Source organism: Paenibacillus sp. FSL R5-0378, assembly GCF_038009285.1.
Classification (GTDB): Bacteria; Bacillota; Bacilli; order Paenibacillales; family Paenibacillaceae; genus Paenibacillus_AQ; species Paenibacillus_AQ favisporus.
Window position 1 is genome coordinate 42142 of the sequence record NZ_JBBPAY010000002.1, and the last position, 20324, is coordinate 62465.

Annotated in this window: 21 protein-coding genes and 1 pseudogene; 17 read left to right on the forward strand and 5 right to left on the reverse strand. The window is 45.9% G+C overall.

What is annotated here, in order from left to right; genetic code table 11:
* Positions 1–28: 28 nt before the first annotated feature.
* The 4 genes from MKY74_RS33710 (at position 29) to MKY74_RS33725 (ending at position 6080) form a co-directional block, all read left to right on the forward strand.
* On the forward strand, positions 29–1339 hold the full coding sequence (locus MKY74_RS33710; protein WP_076175392.1) for an ABC transporter substrate-binding protein: 1311 nt from the start codon (positions 29–31) through the stop codon (positions 1337–1339).
* Positions 1340–1415: 76 nt separating this feature from the next.
* Entirely contained in the window at positions 1416–3287 is a 1872-nt protein-coding gene (locus MKY74_RS33715) for a beta-L-arabinofuranosidase domain-containing protein (protein WP_244169427.1), read from the forward strand.
* Between the two features lie 1860 nt (positions 3288–5147).
* Entirely contained in the window at positions 5148–5444 is a 297-nt protein-coding gene (locus tag MKY74_RS33720; protein WP_144025521.1) for a hypothetical protein, read from the forward strand.
* A 330-nt stretch (positions 5445–5774) separates the two neighbouring features.
* The gene (locus MKY74_RS33725) at positions 5775–6080 is read left to right on the forward strand and encodes a hypothetical protein (protein ID WP_076175390.1); all 306 of its coding nucleotides are present in this window, start codon (positions 5775–5777) and stop codon (positions 6078–6080) included.
* A gap of 244 nt (positions 6081–6324) precedes the next feature.
* Here the strand turns inward: MKY74_RS33725 and MKY74_RS33730 are convergent, their stop codons facing one another.
* A complete protein-coding gene (locus tag MKY74_RS33730; RefSeq protein WP_076175388.1) occupies positions 6325–6675 on the reverse strand; it encodes an ArsR/SmtB family transcription factor in 351 nt (116 codons plus the stop codon).
* Positions 6676–7261: 586 nt separating this feature from the next.
* Here MKY74_RS33730 and MKY74_RS33735 point away from each other — a divergent pair.
* The 8 genes from MKY74_RS33735 (at position 7262) to MKY74_RS33770 (ending at position 13409) form a co-directional block, all read left to right on the forward strand.
* Positions 7262–8182 (forward strand): ABC transporter substrate-binding protein, encoded by a 921-nt coding sequence (locus MKY74_RS33735; RefSeq protein WP_076175386.1) that lies wholly within the window; start codon positions 7262–7264, stop codon positions 8180–8182.
* Positions 8183–8358: 176 nt separating this feature from the next.
* Positions 8359–9378, forward strand: a complete 1020-nt coding sequence (locus MKY74_RS33740; protein WP_076175485.1) for a FecCD family ABC transporter permease — start codon at positions 8359–8361, stop codon at positions 9376–9378.
* Positions 9375–10175, forward strand: a complete 801-nt coding sequence (locus MKY74_RS33745) for an ABC transporter ATP-binding protein (RefSeq protein WP_076175384.1) — start codon at positions 9375–9377, stop codon at positions 10173–10175. The genes MKY74_RS33740 and MKY74_RS33745 overlap by 4 nt, the downstream gene beginning before the upstream one ends.
* Positions 10172–11254 (forward strand): methyltransferase, encoded by a 1083-nt coding sequence (locus MKY74_RS33750; protein WP_076175382.1) that lies wholly within the window; start codon positions 10172–10174, stop codon positions 11252–11254. The genes MKY74_RS33745 and MKY74_RS33750 overlap by 4 nt, the downstream gene beginning before the upstream one ends.
* A gap of 25 nt (positions 11255–11279) precedes the next feature.
* A complete protein-coding gene (locus MKY74_RS33755) occupies positions 11280–11588 on the forward strand; it encodes a hypothetical protein (RefSeq protein WP_076175380.1) in 309 nt (102 codons plus the stop codon).
* A complete protein-coding gene (locus MKY74_RS33760; protein ID WP_167372928.1) occupies positions 11585–11734 on the forward strand; it encodes a hypothetical protein in 150 nt (49 codons plus the stop codon). The genes MKY74_RS33755 and MKY74_RS33760 overlap by 4 nt, the downstream gene beginning before the upstream one ends.
* Positions 11735–11752: 18 nt before the next feature.
* Positions 11753–12292 (forward strand): ABC transporter substrate-binding protein, encoded by a 540-nt coding sequence (locus MKY74_RS33765; protein ID WP_076175378.1) that lies wholly within the window; start codon positions 11753–11755, stop codon positions 12290–12292.
* Positions 12293–12344: 52 nt separating this feature from the next.
* Entirely contained in the window at positions 12345–13409 is a 1065-nt protein-coding gene (locus MKY74_RS33770) for an ABC transporter substrate-binding protein (protein ID WP_076175376.1), read from the forward strand.
* Positions 13410–13427: 18 nt separating this feature from the next.
* Here MKY74_RS33770 and MKY74_RS33775 read toward each other — a convergent pair.
* Positions 13428–13933 (reverse strand): annotated as a pseudogene (locus MKY74_RS33775) (MogA/MoaB family molybdenum cofactor biosynthesis protein).
* Positions 13934–14064: 131 nt separating this feature from the next.
* On the opposite strand from MKY74_RS33775, the gene MKY74_RS33780 reads away from it, so the two are divergent.
* Complete coding sequence (locus MKY74_RS33780) at positions 14065–14478, forward strand: Fur family transcriptional regulator (RefSeq protein WP_076175482.1); 414 nt, start codon at positions 14065–14067, stop codon at positions 14476–14478.
* Between the two features lie 52 nt (positions 14479–14530).
* On the opposite strand, the gene MKY74_RS33785 is transcribed toward MKY74_RS33780, so the two are convergent.
* Complete coding sequence (locus tag MKY74_RS33785) at positions 14531–15529, reverse strand: CobW family GTP-binding protein (RefSeq protein ID WP_076175374.1); 999 nt, start codon at positions 15527–15529, stop codon at positions 14531–14533.
* A 95-nt stretch (positions 15530–15624) separates the two neighbouring features.
* On the opposite strand from MKY74_RS33785, the gene MKY74_RS33790 reads away from it, so the two are divergent.
* Both MKY74_RS33790 and dcd read left to right on the forward strand, forming a co-directional pair.
* Complete coding sequence (locus MKY74_RS33790; protein WP_076175372.1) at positions 15625–15981, forward strand: (2Fe-2S) ferredoxin domain-containing protein; 357 nt, start codon at positions 15625–15627, stop codon at positions 15979–15981.
* 68 nt (positions 15982–16049) lie between these two features.
* Positions 16050–16583 carry a dCTP deaminase gene (gene dcd, locus MKY74_RS33795; RefSeq protein WP_076175370.1) on the forward strand — a complete coding sequence of 178 codons (534 nt, stop codon included), beginning with the start codon at positions 16050–16052 and terminating at the stop codon, positions 16581–16583.
* 96 nt (positions 16584–16679) lie between these two features.
* On the opposite strand, the gene folE2 is transcribed toward dcd, so the two are convergent.
* Both folE2 and sufU read right to left on the reverse strand, forming a co-directional pair.
* On the reverse strand, positions 16680–17606 hold the full coding sequence (folE2, locus tag MKY74_RS33800; protein WP_076175368.1) for a GTP cyclohydrolase FolE2: 927 nt from the start codon (positions 17604–17606) through the stop codon (positions 16680–16682).
* A 78-nt stretch (positions 17607–17684) separates the two neighbouring features.
* Positions 17685–18050 (reverse strand): Fe-S cluster assembly sulfur transfer protein SufU, encoded by a 366-nt coding sequence (sufU, locus tag MKY74_RS33805; RefSeq protein ID WP_244169426.1) that lies wholly within the window; start codon positions 18048–18050, stop codon positions 17685–17687.
* 275 nt (positions 18051–18325) lie between these two features.
* On the opposite strand from sufU, the gene MKY74_RS33810 reads away from it, so the two are divergent.
* Positions 18326–18754 carry a Fur family transcriptional regulator gene (locus MKY74_RS33810; RefSeq protein ID WP_076175366.1) on the forward strand — a complete coding sequence of 143 codons (429 nt, stop codon included), beginning with the start codon at positions 18326–18328 and terminating at the stop codon, positions 18752–18754.
* 576 nt (positions 18755–19330) lie between these two features.
* Positions 19331–20074, forward strand: coding sequence for a class I SAM-dependent methyltransferase (locus MKY74_RS33815; protein WP_076175364.1), 744 nt, complete (start codon positions 19331–19333; stop codon positions 20072–20074).
* Positions 20075–20324 lie beyond the last annotated feature (250 nt).

Sequence of the window (20324 nt, forward strand, 5' to 3'; positions counted from 1 at the left end):
ATTATGTAGAAAAGGAGAGAGTGTTTCTATGAAAAAAATGGTATTCAGGCTTACGTTTATCAGCTGCATCGTTGCTCTTTTTATCTCTGGTTGTTCATCTGGCGGATCATCAAGCGAAGAGGGAACTCCAGCGAAAGAGGAGAAAGTTACTCTCCGGATGTCGATCGTTGCCGGAACGGACGAAATGTCGGCTTGGCAAAGCATTGTGGATGCCTTTAACCAATCTCATCCCAAAACGGAAATTAAACTCGAGCGTCTTCCCGGCGGCTGGAACGAATATATTCAGAAGATGACAGCCCAAATTGCCGCGGGCAACCCGCCGGATATCGGCCGGGTAGGGGCGGCGTATATGCCGATGTTCTCCTCCAAGGGGCAGCTTGAAGACCTGGCACCTTATACAGGGGATTTGAAGATGGAGGATTATTACAGCTCTGCATTTGATCAGTATAAACAGGACGGCAAAATGTACGGTGTGCCTGCTGGCATTTACACTATGGCGATGTACTACAATAAAGATATGTTCGAGAAGGTAGGCATTTCGGAGCCTCCAACCGATTGGAATAAAGCATGGACCTTTGACGATCTGAAGAACGCTGCATCGAAGCTCTCTAGTGGCAAGGGAGCCAGCAAGCAGTACGGCGTCTACGTCAATCTTAATCCGGAGCGGGCAACCCAGTATCTATGGACAAACGGAGGGGACCTGTTTAATGAGGACAAGTCCAAATCGATGATCAATAGCCCGGAATCCAAGGGTGCGCTTTCCTATCTTCAAGGATTGATTAAAGATGGATACTCCCCGACACCTGCCGAGACCCAAACCATGCCACCAGATCAGCTGTTTCTGTCCGGGAAGCTAGGCATGCTGATTGAAGGCCAATGGATGATGCCAGGATTCAGCAAGATCGACAAATTCAAATGGGGCGTAGCACCGATTCCCATGGGCGCAAGCGGAAAGGCGTTTACACCGAACTTTGTGGATACGTATGTGGTTTATAAAGGCTCAAAGCATGTGAAGGAAGCGGCGGAAGCCATTAAATTCTTTATTTCGAAGGAAGCCGAAAATATATTGGTGGACAAGAATGTTGGCGGAATGCCTGTATTGAAGTCTGTTGCGGAATCCCGTAAGGCAGATATGTTCAATCCACTGTCCCCTGAAGAGAAAGAAGTATGGTTCCAGTCTGTTGAATTTTCCCGGGCCATCCCGTTTACAAACAATTGGCAGGAAGTTGTAGATACGATCATGAAGAAGATGGATCTGGTCGGCCTGAATCAATTGGACGCATCCAAAGCTGCAGATGATTTGGCTCCGGAGCTGGACAATTTATTGAAGCAAAAGTGAATTCGGTCAAACATTAGGGGCAGATCTACTTGGGCCTGTCCCTGATGTCATTTTATAATCGAGGTGACTATGGACAGTGACGCGTACAGTGATAAACCGTGAACCGCTGGCAACGACTCCCTACATGGAGCTGCCGCTTGGTTCGATCCAACCTGCAGGCTGGCTGAAAGACCAGCTCGAGATTCAAAGGAACGGTCTAACAGGACATCTTGACGAATTCTGGAGCTATGTAGGTCCGGATAACGGTTGGCTGGGAGGTCGTGGAGACAGCTGGGAAAGAGGACCGTATTATCTAGACGGACTCCTGCCGCTGGCTTATCTTCTCGGCGACGAGGAGCTGATTGAGAAAGTTCAGCCTTGGATCGAATGGACTCTTTCCAGCTCCCGAGCAGATGGACAATTCGGGCCGGAAACCAATGATGATTGGTGGAGCCGCATGATTATGCTTAAAGTTCTGATACAGCATGCGGATTATACAGGGGATCCGCGAGTGGAAACCTTGATGACTGCTTATTTCCGGTACCAACTGCAGGAACTTCCAAAACGGCCTCTTTCCGAATGGGCGAAAGCCAGGGGAGGGGAGAACCTGATCAGTATTCAATGGTTGTACAACCGGACGGGCGAAAACTTTTTGCTGGAATTGATGGAGCTAATCCGGAACCAGACGATGGATTGGTCAGGCTTGTTTAGAAATTACCCTTACTGGAACCGTCAGACTGCTTTCGACCACAGGGTGCATGTGGTGAATGTCGCCATGTCGTTTAAGGAACCGGCTCTTGCCTATCTGTTGACGAAAGATCCTGAAGAGTTAAAATCCGTCTATCAGGGAATTCAAAGCGTGATGACGTATCATGGTCAATTGAGTGGGATGTTCTCCGGCGATGAATGGCTTGCGGGAACCCATCCAAGCCAAGGCACAGAACTCTGTGCCGTCGTTGAATACATGTATACACTTGAGCATCTGATCCGGATTACCGGTGACGGGAGCTTTGGCGATGTGCTGGAGAAGGTCGCTTTTAATGCGCTGCCTGCCGCGATCAGTCCAGATTGGAAAGTTCACCAATATGATCAGCAAGCGAACCAGATCATGTGCACGCATGCGAAGCGCAACTGGACGGAAAATAATAATGAAGCCAACCTGTTTGGTATTGAACCACATTTTGGCTGCTGCACGGCTAATATGCATCAAGGATGGCCGAAATTTGCCGCGAGATTATGGATGGCGACTGAGGATAACGGCCTGGCAGCGGTATCTTATGCGCCCTGCACGGTAACGGCTTTGGTGGCAGACGGCCAGCAGGTTTCGATTCAGGTGACGACGGAGTATCCTTTTAAAGAGAGTATTAAGATGGCCCTTTCTTTGGATCAGGCGTTAGAATTTCCTGTGAAATTAAGAATACCCGGATGGTGCTTGTCACCTGTGGTCAAGATTAACGGCCAGGCGGTAGAATTCAGTGTGGTTCAAGGCTTTGCAGCCATTCACCGATGCTGGAATGACGGCGATTCCATTTCGCTTGAACTTCCGATGAGTGTTAGCACGGTGACCCGCGCAAACGGCGCTGTTGGTCTTCAAAGGGGACCGTTGATGTATGTGATCCCCGTGAAAGAACGCTGGCAGAGGCACCGCATTTATGAACCCTATCATGACTGGGAAATCTACCCTGAATCCCCTTGGAATTATGGCCTGCACCTGAATCTCCGTGATCCCGGAAGCTCGGTACAGGTTAATCTGGGCGAGGTTACCTATCAGCCGTTTATGGCCAAACATGCCCCCGTGCGTCTGAAAGTGTACGGAAGACGCATCCCTGAGTGGACCATGGAAATGAACTCTGCGGGGACCGTTCCGGTTGGACCCGTGCGAAGCAAGGAGCCGGATGAGCAGTTGGAACTCATTCCATATGGATGCGCTAGACTTCGGATCGCCGAATATCCAGTACTTGCTGATTAGTGTTTTCTTAGAGCCACCTAGGAGCTGTGCACATGTTAGGAACTAACAGGCCTTGTTGCTAGTGTTAAAAAGGAACGGTTGAAGCTGATCTCAACTTCAACCGTTCCTTTTGTTTCCACTAGGAATTTACAAATATTATGCTAATTCCGAAATGGAGCTAAGATTACTTGATTTCAGTGAGCTGCAAAATGCAAGGCCCGTCATTTGCTTTGGGTACGGTATCTGCAGGAAATTCTGTATCTTACAAAGACGATATTATTTGGCCCGGGGGTTACCGTGATATATCTGATGTTGACCAAGGAAATGTTGCATGCCGTCCTTGAACATTCCATCTTCATTTGTTCCCAAGCTTTGCGGCCCCTTCGGAGCCCGCTCCCATGTGGCCGCCAAAAGAGCTAGAAGAAGCGCAGTATAAGGGCTTCAACCATTTATGAGGAGGGAGGGGGAGTCAGGAGTGATGGTAACCAGGTTGTTGATTCAATCCGAAAGTTGGATGTCCTGCAAAAAGAAGTTGAAGAGCTGCGCGAGGAACTTAACCGACTTGGTAGCGGCTTAAAGCTGGCCAGTTCCAGGTTGTGGGAATTTTTCAAAAGTTGGACGAAAAAAACACAAAATTAATGAGACTTAAAAAGAGCTTTGTAAAAAAATAAATAATCCGGTACCTGGTAGGTACCGGATTATTAAAAGTATAAAGTTTTAGACGCATTACTCTGAAGCTTGGAGAACCTGGGGCTTGTCATGATTGTTGAATAAGGCATTTTTGGATGTCAAAACCCCGTTTTCTTTTTACATATGTCCATTGCAAGGGGTTCTATTTATTGATGCTTTTTTATTTTAACGCTATACTGTCTAGCTTTTCACGCTTTTTGTCGTATAAAATACATCTTTTTATCTAGAATAAGTTCGAATATACCTTAAGAATAGTGGTTTCATGAAAAAGTCAATAACTTGAATTGTAGCTTTAATCTCTGCCGCGACCTTTTCAATAACAGCTGCGGTGGTGAATATTCTTGAGATAATATGTGTACTCTATAATCACTTTGCACAAGCAAAATGTGACATTAATAAACCTGTAATCTCTATACTACAATTAGCTCAGAATATTTAACTTTCAAAACAAAAAAAGGAAGTTATTATGAAATGTGGAAAAAATCTCGCCCCCCAAGAAACTGCACTTGTTTCTAGCAGTTTCCCACCGGAAGGCCTCGGCTCTTTGACCGTCGTCTTTTCTTTTTCCCGGCCACGAAAAAATGCTTAATTTTGCGAATGTGTCCATAAATAACAGCTCATGTGTATCTTATCTAACAGTGGTTTAGCTATACGCAGTTCTGGTATAGAATGGAGAGACAACTCATTTGGGGCAGGTCCCTAAGATAGGGCTTAATTAACCTGTATGTTAAATACAACCATAAATCCTGCTTGCTTCAGAATATGTAAAAGTACAGGACCGCAATTGGGCATACAGGAACTCTCCAAGGCGATACTCGTTTAAGCTAGAGATTCGATTTCAATGCAGTCTTATCAGACTACTGAGAAGTCGGCCTTTGTTTCATAAAGAATGGTAGGTTGTAACGGATACGTTGAAGACATTGAAGGAAATCATAATCAGAAAACTGACGAAACGGAGGCACGGAGCACCGTGCTGATGAGCCATCGCAGGTAAGAGGAAAATTACGGAATGAAATTCAACACTTCTGCTATGAGTTAACAATAGCCGAAGTGCGCTCTATTTTGATGAAACTTAGTATCAACTGCTTACACATACTTGGATGTTGATAATTACGACCCGTTAAGGAAACGGCTGTATAAAGCACTGCATTTGCAAGACAACAACCGATCCCTCTATAAGCAGTTTTGAGCTTGAAAACTGCTTTAAGTGCAGCAGTTAAGGGTGTTTTAATCGTCTTCGACGATAATAAAACTGGTTATCCGGTGGGCTGCAGTTGTGTTGCCAGTGATTACAGCAAAATGATATTGTACTTTGAATGCAACGATTATAAAATTGATGGAAAATGTAAGGGTAATCCGCAAACAATTTTTAATGCTGATCCTGGTTATGGAATGGGGGACTACCAAATAAGCCCTACATTTGCTCTTACGGTTCCTAAAACTGTGACAGTATTAAACTTTAGGGAGAGGGGTCATCATATAAGGTAGGGATACTGAGGGGGCGGTGGGAGGGCGGTCTCTATAAAGATTCACCCAGTCGAATGTCATTCGTTCTTTAATTCAGTTTGATACGACGCTAATTCCCAGAGGATCCAAGGTATTAACTGCTGACTTAAATCTATGGCTGGCCGCTGTTTCTAATGACACCAACATCGGCATCACTTTACATGGAGTAGCCACATCTTGGATGGAATACTCCGCTTCTTGGATGTATGCTGATGCCACTAATCTCTGGACAAAACAAGGTGGTGACTTTAACGCATCTCAAGTTGCTACTACAAACGTAGGACCCTTAACTTCTCTTGCAGCCAATTACAAATGGTCCTTGCCGTCCCCATTTTTATATTGTATCTAATTTATGGGATGCAAGGAAGGGAATCTCCAAAAGGAAATTTACTGCCGCCAGTTATTATCACTTATAAAGACAATAATGTATCACATGTTCTTGAAGTTTTTTCTAAATTGATAATTAACTATCAATTAAATGAACAGGATAATACGATATTTAAAGCAGTTGGTATGGTGAAAGACAAAATTGAAGGGCTATCCATTACAAGTTATTTCCCTGAATTCGAAAAATTTGAGGAAGGCAGGAGTAAAAATGAAGAAAGCTTTGCTCCGTAATACTTTCTTCACTTCTACTACCCACAAAAGTCCATTTCACTCAAATTAGAAGTCCGCATTGCGACTCCCACTTGCCGGAACAATGGCTCAATTCATTGCGAAATACTCACCGAGCTGCAAATGACTTTGAGGTCAATACTGTAGGTATCCATTAAATACGATGCGGTTCCGCTTAAAATACGAAGCATATCGTCCGTAATACCTTGTGAATTGATACCTGGCTGTACAATTTTTATTTCAACTTTTACTGGAAAAACACGTGGCTGGATGCCATTTGAATGAACTGGCGAATCTGATCGTCTTCAAGCGAATAAAACACGAGCTTGCCTTCTTTGCGATATTTCGCTAATCCCAGCTGTTTTAGCGTCCGCAAATGATGGGATGCAGTTGCAAGCGAGGAGCCAATGATGTTGGCCACATCGCAAACGCACAGTCCCTCTTCCTCACAAAGAGCGAAGGCGATTTTCATTCGGGTTTCGTCGGAAAGCACTTTGAACATTTTGGTCATGCCAGATATATTTTGCTGCTTTAAGGATGCCTGGACCTTGCGTACCTTTGGCTCGTCATAACAGTAAATTTCACAGCTATCCTTCATGCCGCGCCCCCTATACTCAAACTTATATTTGATTATTGAGAGAATATCACACTGTAATTATTCAGTCAAACAATCATTTGAATATGATTAGCTTTATACTAACGGATACGTTAGTTCAATGAAACAGCGACAGTCTAGGATTTATTTTCTTGTCCTTGGCTGTCGCTGTTTCAATTTCTCTGGTAGATCTAAAATTTATTTTATGGAGTCTGACGGTATGAGAATTCAAATAGCCGCTTAGAAAAAGAATCCAGTCTAATACTTATTTTCTGCTGACAACTGGACCGTTAAAATATCGTTGAAAATTCATTGTAAAAGAATCACACGTTAAAGATTCATGTTGACAAAAAATGCTCGGTTCACTATACTCATTACATTGTAAAAATTACAATTAAACATCGAACGAATGTCATTTAATTTTTTGAGTTTTAATTGTAATAATTACATATAAAATGCAGTAAATAAACAGGGGAGGTTATCTTGATGCTGAAAAACGGTATCGTCTTCTGGCGATCCATATTCTAATCTTGATATTGGCAGTATCCGCCGGCTGCTCGGTTAATACGCAATCAACATTAAGTAGCCAGTGGAGACTGAAGAAGCAGCAACAGAGGATGCCTCTGTAGAAAGCAATTCCGTTGTTACTATAGAGAATTATAGGCGTGAAGTTACGTTCGAGGGCGTGCCGCAACGATTTATCGTAACGAATGAACATACGACGGAAATCATGCTCGCACTTGGTTTAGAAAAGCATATTGCAGGTGTCATACGTCGGGAGGGCCGCTATGTCTTGCCTGAGTATGAAGCGGCTTTTGACAAGCTTCCCTTATTAGGGAATGAAAACCCGTCACTTGAGCTCGTGTTAAATTTGAATCCAGATTTGATATATGGACGTGAAAGCTCCTTTGCCGGGAATACGCCGATTGAATCTGTTGAGAATTTGGAGAAGTACGGGATTAAAGTGTTTGTCGACACGGATTCCTATAGTGAGAACTCCACAATAGATATGTTGTATCAGGATATTATGAATCTGGGACTTATATTTCAAGTCGAGGAACGGGCAGCAGGGCTAGTTCATGCTTTAAAGGAAAAAGCAGAGATGATTACCTCCGCACTGAATCCAGCAAAAGAGGAGGTTCGTGTTCTGGTATTCGATTCGGGCGGCGACAACGTATTCACAGCAGGGAATTGGGCGTTACAGACACGCTTGATTGAGATGGCAGGAGGAGAAAATATCTTTTCCGACATTGAGAAAAACTGGGCGGATGTCAGTTGGGAGGAGGTTGTGCGGAGGGATCCGCAGGTGATCGTAATCAACAATTACGGTACAAATACAGCTGATGAGAAAATCAAGGAAATAACGAATCGTGCCTCGCTTAAGGACGTATCCGCCGTACAGGACAAACGGTTTGTCATCATCCCGCTCGACAGCGTCTTTGCCGGTGTGCAAAATATGAATGCGTTGGAAGCAATGGCTAAAGCCTTCCATCCAGAGTCATTTAAATAGAGGTTAGAGTTCCCTGATGATAGATATCTTCAGAAAAAGAGTTTATCGAATGTGGAAAAATCGTAATAATTACAATTAAAAGGGTGGAAGAAGTGGAAAAAACAGAAATTCAAAAGACGGACCAATCTACAACGCTGGAATCCTCGCGTAATCCGGCTCTGTTTGCGTTCTGGTTGATGATTTTGGGAGGTGGTCTTGTTGTCTCGATCACGATTGCCGTTATGCTGGGGCCCGTACAGATCGCTCCGGGAACGGTCTGGAAAATAGTTTTGTCCCATTTGCCGGGGTTAAATGGCTTGATCGAGGAAACGTGGACGAAAGGAGACGGGCATATCGTTTGGGATATTCGTTTTCCGAGAGTTCTGCTAGGGGTCGTGGTAGGGGGCGGATTAGCGGTGGCCGGCGTTGCGATTCAAGCCTTAATCCGTAATTCATTGGCCGATCCGTACATACTTGGCGTTTCATCAGGGGCATCCGTAGCCGCGACACTTGTCATTTTGTTCGGTGCTTTCCGCTTTTTTGGTCAGTATGCGCTCGTGTTCTCTGCTTTTCTCGGATCGCTCGCCGCCATGGGGATGGTCTTTGTATTGGCGCGGGTAGGAGGCAGAGTTTCAACAACCAGGCTTTTGTTGTCGGGTATTGCCGTTTCGATGATCATGTCAGCTGCAACAAATTTTATTGTAACCATGGCGCCGCGGGAAGAAGGGATACGGTCAGCGATGTATTGGATGATGGGCAGTCTGACTGGAGCCAAGTGGGAGTACTTGACGATTCCTGCCTTGATTGTCGTGGCGGGTGCTTTAATTCTGCTGTTTCAGTACCGAGCGTTGAATGCTTTGCTGATGGGAGAAGATGCAGCCGTGACGTTAGGGGTGGATATTCAGGCTTTCCGTAAATTTCTGGTTATCGTTGCTGCTTTGTTAACCGGAACGATTGTATCGGTCAGCGGGTCGATCGGCTTTGTAGGGCTGATGATCCCGCATATTGTCAGACTGATGGTCGGCTCCGATCATCGGCGCGTGCTTCCGGTCAGCCTGCTATTGGGAGCGGTCTTTATCGTCTGGTCAGATGTGTTTGCACGTTTGGTCCTGGCGCCTGAAGAATTGCCGATTGGGATTGTCACCGCGTTATGCGGCGGTCCTTTCTTCATCTGGATGCTGCGCCGCAGCAATTATTCGTTTGGAGGTGGAAAATGAACGTAACTGTAAAAGAACTCACCTATCGAATTCAGAACAAGACATTGATTGAGGCCATCGGTATAGAAGTTCGGGAAGGCGAACTGGTCGGCTTGATCGGTCCAAACGGCAGCGGTAAATCGACTTTGCTCAAAAACATGTATCGTGTACTGGAGCCGGACAAAGGTGCAGTGTTTCTGGACCAGCAGGATTTATTCCGGATGTCGTATAAAGAAACCGCCAGACAAGTTGCTGTAGTCAGCCAGGAGACATCGGTATCGTTCGATTTCACGGTGAAGGACATTGTGTTCATGGGCCGCAACCCGCATAAAAAGATGTTTGAACCGGATACCGGACATGACCATGAGATCGTGGAGCAGGCATTATCGCGTGTCGGCTTACTGGACGAGGCGCATAGCAGCTTTTCAACGTTGTCTGGGGGAGAGAAGCAACGCGCCTTGATTGCCCGCTCATTGGTCCAGCAGGCCCGCTTTTTAATTCTGGACGAGCCGACCAATCATCTGGATATCCGCTATCAATTGCAAGTCATGGATTTGGTGAAGGAACTGGGGATTACTTCGCTTGCCGCGCTGCATGATTTGAATATCGCCGCTTTTTATTGCGATCGATTAGTTGTCTTGAAGGCCGGCCGGTTGGTCGCTTCTGGCAGCCCGGAGCAGGTGCTGCGCCCGGAATTGCTGCATGATGTGTTCGGGGTTTCCGCTGAAATTACGTCACACCCATTAACTGGAAAGATATCTATTACCTTTTTGCCGGAGAGTGTTAATCAACTGATAGAAGGGAGGGTGAAACGTTGACATTGACGCAATGCAGTTACTGCAACTTTTCATATGACGAGTGGAGCGGGGATACGAGGAATGGTGTGCCCGTCGGCACATCTATCGAAGATTTGGCCGGTTCGGTCTGTTCTCGCTGTGGGATTCAAGGCGTACGGCATGAGCGGCAGCGCGGTCCCCAATATGCGGGGCAGGAGGCCGATTTCTATGACCAGTTCGCGGGGAAAGCCGGCCTCGCATTCTATAGAAACTGGCTGGAAAGCTTCGATGAATTGCCGAGCGTGCTGGAGCTTGGCGTCGGTACGGGACGGCTTGCCGTCGAATTGGCTGCTTCAACTGCACAATATTGTGGTGTGGATTGGAGCCCTCTGATGCTCAAAACGGCAGACACGAAACGGAAGCGCATATTCCAAGAAGATGTACAACGACTGCAACTGGTGGAGGCGGATGCCCTGACTTTTCAGCCGGAATTGCGTTTCAGTCATGTCCTATGCCCGGATGGTTTTTTGCAGCATTTCACGTATATGGAGGATCATCGTACATTGCTGCGCAATATTAGCAGTTGGTTACAGGATGAAGGTTGGCTTGCCGTCGATCTGCTGCTGCCGCCAGGGGAATCGCAATGGGAGACCTTGCATCGCAAGCGTGTCACACCAAATAAATGGGTGATTCGGAGGATCGAGGGGGAGACATCGCTAACCCGCCAGCTTTATCGGTGCGCGATCCATTACGAAGTATACGTGGAGGGCGTGATGGACTCCCGCTACCGGGTCGAACGTGAATATGCGCTGATGACACCTAAAGAAATGTCATTGCTGCTTGCCTCGGAAGGGTATCAGGTCATGCAAATCGTGGAGAATTACGGCTTATCTACGCCGTGGCAAACAGCACTTCCTGCAAATATGGAAGAACCGGCGCAGAAGCTAGGTGCTACAGAGTCGATGGAGGAGGCGATAGCGGCAGGGAAAACCATTGTCCCTTACCGCCAAGGGGCATGGACGAATGGCGGATACCCGTTCAGTCATACCATGTCAGCCCGAACGCCTGCAGATCCTGCGACCATGACGTTGATCGCGAAAAAAAATCCAATGCGTGATTAGACCAAACATACGGGGAGAATTGGATATGAAAGCATATGCAGTATTGTCAGCTATCCTTTTGGTTATGTTGATTATGGCCGGTTGCGAATTAAACCGGAACGAGGAGAATTTGAATCGGCCCGTTGCGGAGCAGCAGTTAGGCAGCCAGCAGGAGTTCGCGGAGGAATATACCTCGATAACGGTAACCAATCTTGATCACAAGACGACCTATACGGAGAAACCTCAAAGCGTTGTATCTCTGGCGACAGAAACGACTGAAATCTTATTGAAGCTAGGCCTCGGCGACCGCATTGTGGCGGCGATTGGCAAACCGGAAGAAGCTTGCCGGAGTTGAAAGAACAGTTCTCTACACTCAACATCTTGAGCGACGGAGCCCGGTATCCATCGCTTGAAGCCGTTATTGGGGCCGACCCGGATTTTATTTATGCGAGAGCCAGCGCATTTAACGGTACGCCGGTGTCGGATTTGCAGGCGCAATAAGGAATCAAGTCCTATGTTGTGAAGGCGACTTCAGCTCCGCAAGCGACAATGGAGCTGGTTTACGAAGATATCATGAACATCGGGAAAATATTCCAGGTAGAGGATCGCGCTAATGAACTGGTAGCTTCGTTAAAGGAAGATGTTGAATCGATACAAAGTAAGATTGGCCAAGTAGACGAGCCTGTGAAGGTCATGTTTTATGATAGCGGCGACACGACAAGTATGTGGACGGCCGGCAATCAACTGGCTTCCGATTTGCTGGCGAGAGTCGGCGGAATCAATATATTTGGCGATATCCCGAAAAACTGGTCACAAGTGAACTGGGAAGAAGTCGTGAATCGCAATCCCAAAGTCATTATTGTCTTTGATTACGGCAAGGAGAGTGCTCAAAGCAAAATTGACCTGATTAAGAACCAGCCAGCCATGAAAGATGTTGCGGCCGTCGTTAACGATCGATTTGTCATCACCAAACTGGCAAACGTAATGGAAGGCATTCGCATCACTACAGCAATGGAAGACTTCGCAAAAGGCTTATATCCTGACAAGATGAGGGAATAACGCCATATATCTAACGACCGAAGGCTAGAAAATTAAGCGAGGAGAAAACGAAATGAAAAAAAATGTATCCAGTTGGATGCCCATATTGCTTGGAATCGTACTGTTGGTTTTCATGTCTGCTTGCGGCAACAGCCCGCAATCGGCAAATACGCAGGAAGCGACTGCCGAACAGACGCAGGAGCAGCAACAGCCTGAATCTGGATCGGCAACTGACGAGGATGTGTCGGTTGAAATGGAGAGTGAGGACACGCCGGTTGAAATTGAAAATATGGGCGAGAAACTGGTGTTTGCGGAAGCGCCAACGCGGGCAGTTACCTTAAACCAGCATGCAACAGAAGTGATGTTGGCGCTCGGACTGGAAGCGTCGATGGTAGGAACTGCCTATTTGGACGATAGCATTTTGCCTGAATTTAAAGAAGCCTACGACAACATTCCGGTGCTCTCGGATCAATATCCGTCGAAAGAAGTTTTTTTGGCCACCACTCCCGATTTTGCTTATGCGGGTTGGCAAAGTGCTTTCACTGAGAAGTCGCTGGGGATGAGGTCGGATTTGGCCAAGCTGGGCGTGCAAACTTATGTTCAGGAATCGTCCAGTAAGCCTTCGCCAACTTTGGAGGACGTATATCGGGATATTTTGAATATTGGACGTATTTTTCGAGTTGAAGATCGTGCTCAAGCGATTGTAGATAATATCACCACTAGGCTGGAGGAAATTCAAAGCCAGATCGGAACTGTGGACAAACCGCTCAAGGTATTTGTGTACGATAGCGGAGACGACAAGGCACTCACCGCGGCCAACACCTATTTAACTAGCCTGATCAATCAAGTGGGAGGGAAAAATATATTTGACGACATCGATAAGGGATATGCGGAAGTCAGCTGGGAAGAAGTAGTGAACCGCAATCCGGACGTGATCGTTATTGTCGATTATGGGGATACGACCGCGGAGCAAAAGCGGGAGTTACTGCTGAACAAAGCGTCACTCGCAGACATTCATGCTGTCCAAAACGAGCGATTCATTGTGATGCCCCTATCGGCAGCCGCGGAAGGAATTCGTGCCCCGATTGCCTTGCAGACACTTGCCGCCGGATTGTACCCGGATAAAGTCAAGCGATAATGGAGCTTTATCCCTTTTTCACGACATATCTTTGTATATTTCCCTCATGACATGACGGAGCTCTGGAATAATGATTCGTGACATGGCAAGCTTGACGGCACCGCTTGAGCCTGGCATAGAGAAAATAGCTTTATGACCACGGATACCTGCAATAGCCCGGCTCAATATTGCAGCAGCACCGATATCTTCTGTAAAACTTAAGAATCGGAATATTTCACCGAAGCCGTGCATCTCCTTTTCGAGTAAATTGTGCACGGCCTCGTAAGTGACATCGCGTGCGGCAATGCCGGTGCCGCCATTAAGAAGGATGGCCTCGACGGAAGAGTCGGCAACCCCTTTCTTGATAGCAAGTTGGATTTGATCGTAATCATCGTGGGCAATTTGGGCAGCTTCCAATAGACTGCGGATGAGGGCTCCGCTCCGCTTCGATCCGTTTCCGGTGTTCTGCTGTCCGATACGGTAATTATCATGCATCGGACCGAATTAGGACTCTCCATACGATGTTGCTCGACAGAAAACGACATACTGTCATCAGTACCAAGCTTGGGATGGAATCGATCAAAATTCATTGCTGTTCCCTCTCTTTTATGTAATAATTACAATTAACAACCGGTGAAGGGAGGATCTCTTGTTGAATGCTTACGCAAGCAAAGAAATGTTGAATGCGATGACGAGGCAGGGGCTGCGCATCACAGACCAACGCCGAACAATCGCTAAAATCTTTGCCAAACATGATGGTTATTTATCCCCTAAAGATGTCTACGAGCAATTGAGAAAGGTGTACCCTGGCGTCAGTTTCGATACTATCTATCGCAATCTGCGGTTATTAAGCGACGTTGGACTGCTGGCACGATTTTACTTTATGGATGGTGGCCAGAAATTTAAGGCATGCAAATTGGATCATCACCATCATCCTCTTATTTGTGTAAATTGTGAAAAAACGGTTGCTTTTGATTATTGTCCGATGGATCACTTGGGAGACTTACCCGGTCATTATAAAATTGTCAATCATCGATTCGAAATCTATGGCATTTGTGAAGCATGCCAGCAACACGGCAATTATGTTTAAGACCCCGCAGCCCGTTGATAACAGGCTGGAGGTCTTAAACGACTTTTGTGCTTTAGCTGGCAACGCAGGAAGCAAATTGTTGACGGAACCAATCTTCGTCCAAATTGCGACCAATTACAACGAATTCGCTGACAGGTACTTCACTCGGTTTCCAGTCACGATCTGGATAGGAACTGAACAACACGTGTATACCTTGGAAAACGACACGTTTCTTAACACCTTTAATATGTAGGACGCCTTTGTAGCGAAACGTATCCGTACCATGATCCACCAGCCATTCGTTAATGAAGCGTTCCACTTTTTCTAAATCAAGAGGTTTGGTTTCACGGAGGAAGATGGATGCGACCTCATCGTCATGTTCATGAGCTTCTTCTTCGAGAAAGCCGGGTTCAATCTCCAGTTTCTTGTCCAAATCAAAGGCGTTGATGCCTAAAATATGCTGCAGTTCGATTTGGGACTGTTGCGTACGGTATAGCTTTGCCGCTGAATTCATGGAACGAAGACGGCGCTCTAGCTTCTGAACATCTTCATCGGAAACGAGATCGGTTTTATTCAAGAGTAGAACATCAGCAAAGGCAACTTGCTCTTGGGCCTCATGCCCCTCGTCCAGATGTTGGTCGGCATGTTTGGCATCAACGAGGGTAACGATGGTATCCAATTTGAAGCTCTCTGCGATATCCGGATCGACGAAGAAGGTTTGGGCCACCGGCGCGGGATCGGCCAGTCCAGTTGTTTCGATGACGACGCGGTCAAAATCGACCTTGCGATTGCCCCTGCCGAATTTGGCATCCGCCAAATCGCCGAGTATGCGGATGAGGTCCGACCGTACGGTGCAACAAATACAACCATTGTTCATTTCGAAAATTTCCTCGTCCGCACCGACAACCAATTGATTGTCAATGCCGACTTCGCCGAATTCATTCACAATAACCGCAATCTTGTGGCCGTGATTGGCGGTAAGAATATAATTCAGCAAGGTCGTTTTACCAGCACCGAGAAACCCGGTTAACACGCTGACAGGAATACGCGAATCTGTTTGTATAGCAGACATGGAAGTTCATACTCTCTTGTAAATTGTAATAATTACTATTAATATGAGTATAAGGCGCCTACTCGACTTTGTCAAATTACAGAAAGGAGCTTCTTATGACGACATGGAATTTGCAAGAAACCCAATGCCATCTATTGATATGCAATGGGGGCAGTTGCATGAAGAGATTGGCGGATGAGGTTACGCTGGCGATTCGAGATGAAATTACAAGTCTTGGACTGGATCGTCTTATTCATACGACACGCATCCGCTGTAACGGTCGGTGCGCCGATGCTTGTGTGGTTATCGCTTATCCTGAAGGCGTTTGGTACAAGGATATTAAACCGGAAGCGGGCCGATTGTTGGTTCGTAAACATCTCTCCGGGGCGAGGCTGGAAGAGAAGGTTGTGTATGAGTATAATTGTCAATTTGTTGCGACAGGCTGTTCAATAGCTGGTATTCAAAAAGAGTAGGATTAAGGAGTAAACAGAGTATCATATTATTTGAATGGGTTGCAGTATTCCAAGGAAAGGATGTTTATATGATTCTGTCCGATCAAACCATTCGGCAATTTATCCAAAAAAATAAATTGGCTGTTGACCCGTTAACGGACGAACAAATTCAACCAGCCTCCGTCGATTTACGGCTCGGTACACATTATTTGAAAATGAATGAATTTGTAAACGGTGTAATGACGTTGGAGGAGGAGATGGTGTACGAAGAATTCGAGAGCGAGGAAGTTGTGATTCCTCCGCAGTCTTTTTTACTGGCAACAACGATCGAAAAAATTCGCTTGCCGGACGATGTGACTGCATTTGTTGAAGGTCGGAGTTCCATTGGTCGCATGGGTTTGTTTATTCAGAACGCCGGTTGGGTCGATCCAGGATTCGAGGGTCAAATTACGCTAGAATTATTTAATGCCAACCGGTTGCCGATCAGGCTGAAGGCCGGACGCCGAATTTGTCAGTTGGTGTTTGCGCAGATGGATCGGAAAACCGGAAACGTCTATCAAGGAAAATATCAGGGACAGCGGAATGCGGTCGGCAGCCGGATTCATCTTGATAGCGATTTCTGATCACGATAAGATGCGGCATGAACAATATGGAGACAGGTCGCTCAAAATGGTTTACCTTGACACGTTGTGTGGGATAGGAACCAAAGAAGCAACACATCAATGTGTCGCTTCCGTTCTTTTGTCGTAATAAATGGCGGCGACCGCATCGTGCAGATGAATCGATTCCTCATTCCGGCACTCCACCGAAAATGCCAATACTGCATTCATTTCATACAAGTCCGCGGCTACAAGTCTCACCATATCCTCGACAAAGCGGGGATTTTCATAGGCCTGCTCCGTGACTCGTTTTTCGTCTGGACGTTTCAGTATCGGATGGAGTGCGCTACTGGCATTGGACTCCGCCGCTGCTAGAAGTGCCGTCTTCCAATCCTGTACAGGGAGCGCGGCGGGATCAATCTCGGCGGTTATGGCCACGGTTCCACGCTGATTGTGGGCGCTGTATTCGCTAATTTCTTTGGAGCAGGGACATAGGGTCGTTACTGCTACAGACATACCTATCGTGATCTTTGGAGGCTTTTGTATTTCATGAGCGACGCGGATTGAAGCATCTGCGTGATTCAGTCCCGTATGTTCCGTAACCGGCGCAGAACGCTCATAAAACCAAGGGAAGTCGATCCTGATTTCGGCTTTTCGCTGATTCATACGCTCGGCCAACTCCCGAGCAAAATGGCATAGCTCTGGAAGGTCGGTTGTCCATCCCTCCTGACGATACTGCTCCAGTTGCTCGGTAAGCCTGCTCATGTTAATGCCTTTGGAATTTTGCTCCAAGCTTGTTGTAAGAGAGATGGTTGCAATGCTGGTTTGAAGCGTGGGAGCCATCTCTGAACGTATCTGAATGGGGTGTCGAACTCGACAGATGCCCACTCGATCAATAGAAAACAGAAAATCTTTTTGTTGATTCTGAAGATCGACCATTTGTTCCTTTGTCGTTGGTTTGTTGCCTGAAACGGGATCCACGGAACCGAATCGACGATGACGCTCCGGTTTTGCAGGAAGAGCCAGTTGTATCTTGGTAAATTGCATGCTGTACTCCTACTCCTTCTCTTGCAGCGGTATAGCGGTCAGTCGGATCGCTAGTTTGCCTTAGATTTTAAGAAAATTTTACTGAGTTTCGTATTGCTGAAGAACTAGGGCTAATGCTTGCCACCCCATTAAGGCGCAGTTATGACGGCCTCGCAAGGGATGAACACCCGAAAGAGACGAAGCGTCTAGCAAAGACGGATGATCTAAAGCAATCCCGGTTTTGATCATGAGTTCGAATTGGTTAATCATGTTGTGAGCTTCAGCCACTGTTTGGTCTCGGATGGCATCCGTCATCATCGAACAAGAAGCCATGCTGATGGAACAACCTCTGCCTTCGAATTGGATTTCCGAAATAACCCCGTGATCAATGTAAGCATATAAAATCATGGTATCTCCACAAGTGGGGTTTTTATAAGGCAGTCGGATGGCTTCAGGTTGTTCCAATTTACCGTAATATGATCCATCACAATTTGTCGATAAAGTTGATCAAGAAGCATGCGACCCCTCCTTAAAAGTAATAATTACAATTAAAGTGTACTACAAAATAAGAGAGAGGTAAACTGAATTTAATGGCAGGCCTCCCCATGGTTGCTGAGTTTGTTGAATATGAATGTGACAACGCTTGTGTTTTTTTGTTAAACTATAATGAGAGTGGTGGCGAATTGTCGCGTCGTGTAGAAAGCTAAACATTATCGATCTTCAGGAGAGGGTTTGGAGACATGAGTGAAACGTATTATAAGGTAAACGATATGTTAAAGGCGATGTCCAGAAATGGCTGGAGGGTGACCGAGCAACGTAAAACACTGGCGAAAATTTTTGCAGACCATGACGGATATTTGTCTCCCAAAGACGTATATGATTTAATGGCTGTCACATATCCGAGCGTCAGTTTTCACACGATTTATAACAATCTCCGCATGCTAAGCGAAATGGGTGTGTTAGAGGATTTTTATTTTATGGAGGGGGGATTGAAATTTAGAAGAAGTTGTACCTCCCATCATCATCACCATTTGATCTGCGTCAATTGTGAAAAAACAATCCCTTTGGAATTTTGTCCGATGGATCAAGGATTGGAATTGCCGGATAATTATAAAATTTTAAGTCATCGGTTCGAGGTATACGCAATTTGTGATGCTTGTCAAACGTAACGGAGACTTCTAAGCGACAACGCAAATTTGCTTTCTTTTTTGCAGCTTATCCAGTCTGCAAACGTTCCATCCGTTTTCGTGAATTTAGTGGCTACCGTTAGCCTTGGCAGTCAATTTTCGTTTATCCGTATTCCCCTCTTCCGGCTACCTCCACCATTCGAAGGAGCAGTTTTTTCGTCTGCCCCAATCGTTCAACATTGACAAACTTCTAATAGGACATGTAATCTTCGCTGAATACAATATCTTCTATTCGTTCAGCAAGTACAAATTTAAGGTACAGCGTGTTCGTTGACAGAGGAGTAAGTCTGCATTATTATTAAATGTAATTATTACAAATAAAAATCCTTCGGAGGAAGGAATCTAAACGGAAGGAATTACATATAAAATTACATTGATAAGTTAGCAACTCAGATAATCAAGTGTCTAAAATGGAAAGACTGAAAAATGATCATTCTTGAGGAAGGTCAAGGTCGTAGCTGTTCTTGCCTTGAGTACTATTGCTAAGTTTATAACGTGCATTTTAATTGTAATAATTACAATTTAATCGACCGTTATTATTGAAGGGAATGGAAGAAAGTGAGCGACTGGTACGAGACAAGCTTTGGAGACGATTATCTGCGTATTTATAGTCATCGGGATCGGCATGAAGCCGTTCATCAAGTAAAAATAATGATAGATTGGCTAAACCTTCCCAATTGCAGCCGTGTCCTCGATCTATGTTGCGGGGCTGGGAGACACGCTTTGGTTTTAGCAGAGGCGGGGTTTCGGATGACGGGTATTGACCTATCCGAGCGCCTGCTTAACGAAGCGCGAGAGACGGATAAGGAGGGTTTGGTTACTTGGATCGAGAGCGATATGCGACGGTTGCCGGATGAGGTAATGTTGCATGGGAAGTTCGATGCTGTTGTCAATTTGTTTACTTCCTTCGGTTATTTTGAAGAAGACGATGAGCAAATAAAAGTGCTGCGGCAAATTCAAACGGCACTAAAGCCCCAAGGCCGATTTATTATAGATCTTCTTAACGAAGGATACGTCAGGGAACATCTGATGGCTTATTCTGAGCGGGTAGTCGACGGAGTATCCATTCAGGAAACGAGACGTCTAATGAACGGATTTGTCGTAAAGGAAATTCTTATCGAGGAAGCAGGCGCACCTTCCCGTCGATATTGGGAGCGCGTGAAGCTGTACGCACTTCCGGCGATGGAAAACATGCTGAAACGGGCAGGCTTACGCATTGATCAGATTTATGGTGATTACGAAGAGAACATATATGATCCGCGGCAGTCACCAAGAATGATTGTCGTGGGAAGGTTAGAATGAAGTGGGAGGCAGCAGCGAGGATTACTTTTACAGCTTATTGCGGTTATGTCGGCAATCAGTAGTCACTGTATGATGCGACGTATTTACATTGTATAAAAAATAGGTGTGCTCAATATCTTTAATTGTAATTATTACATTTAAATTCAGGAATGGAGTTGTCTGAATTGAACGTTCGGTACATGAAGCCTGCATCTATGTTCTTTCTGTTTTTTCTAATTTCAGTCATGGTGATCGCTTGCAATGGAGGTGG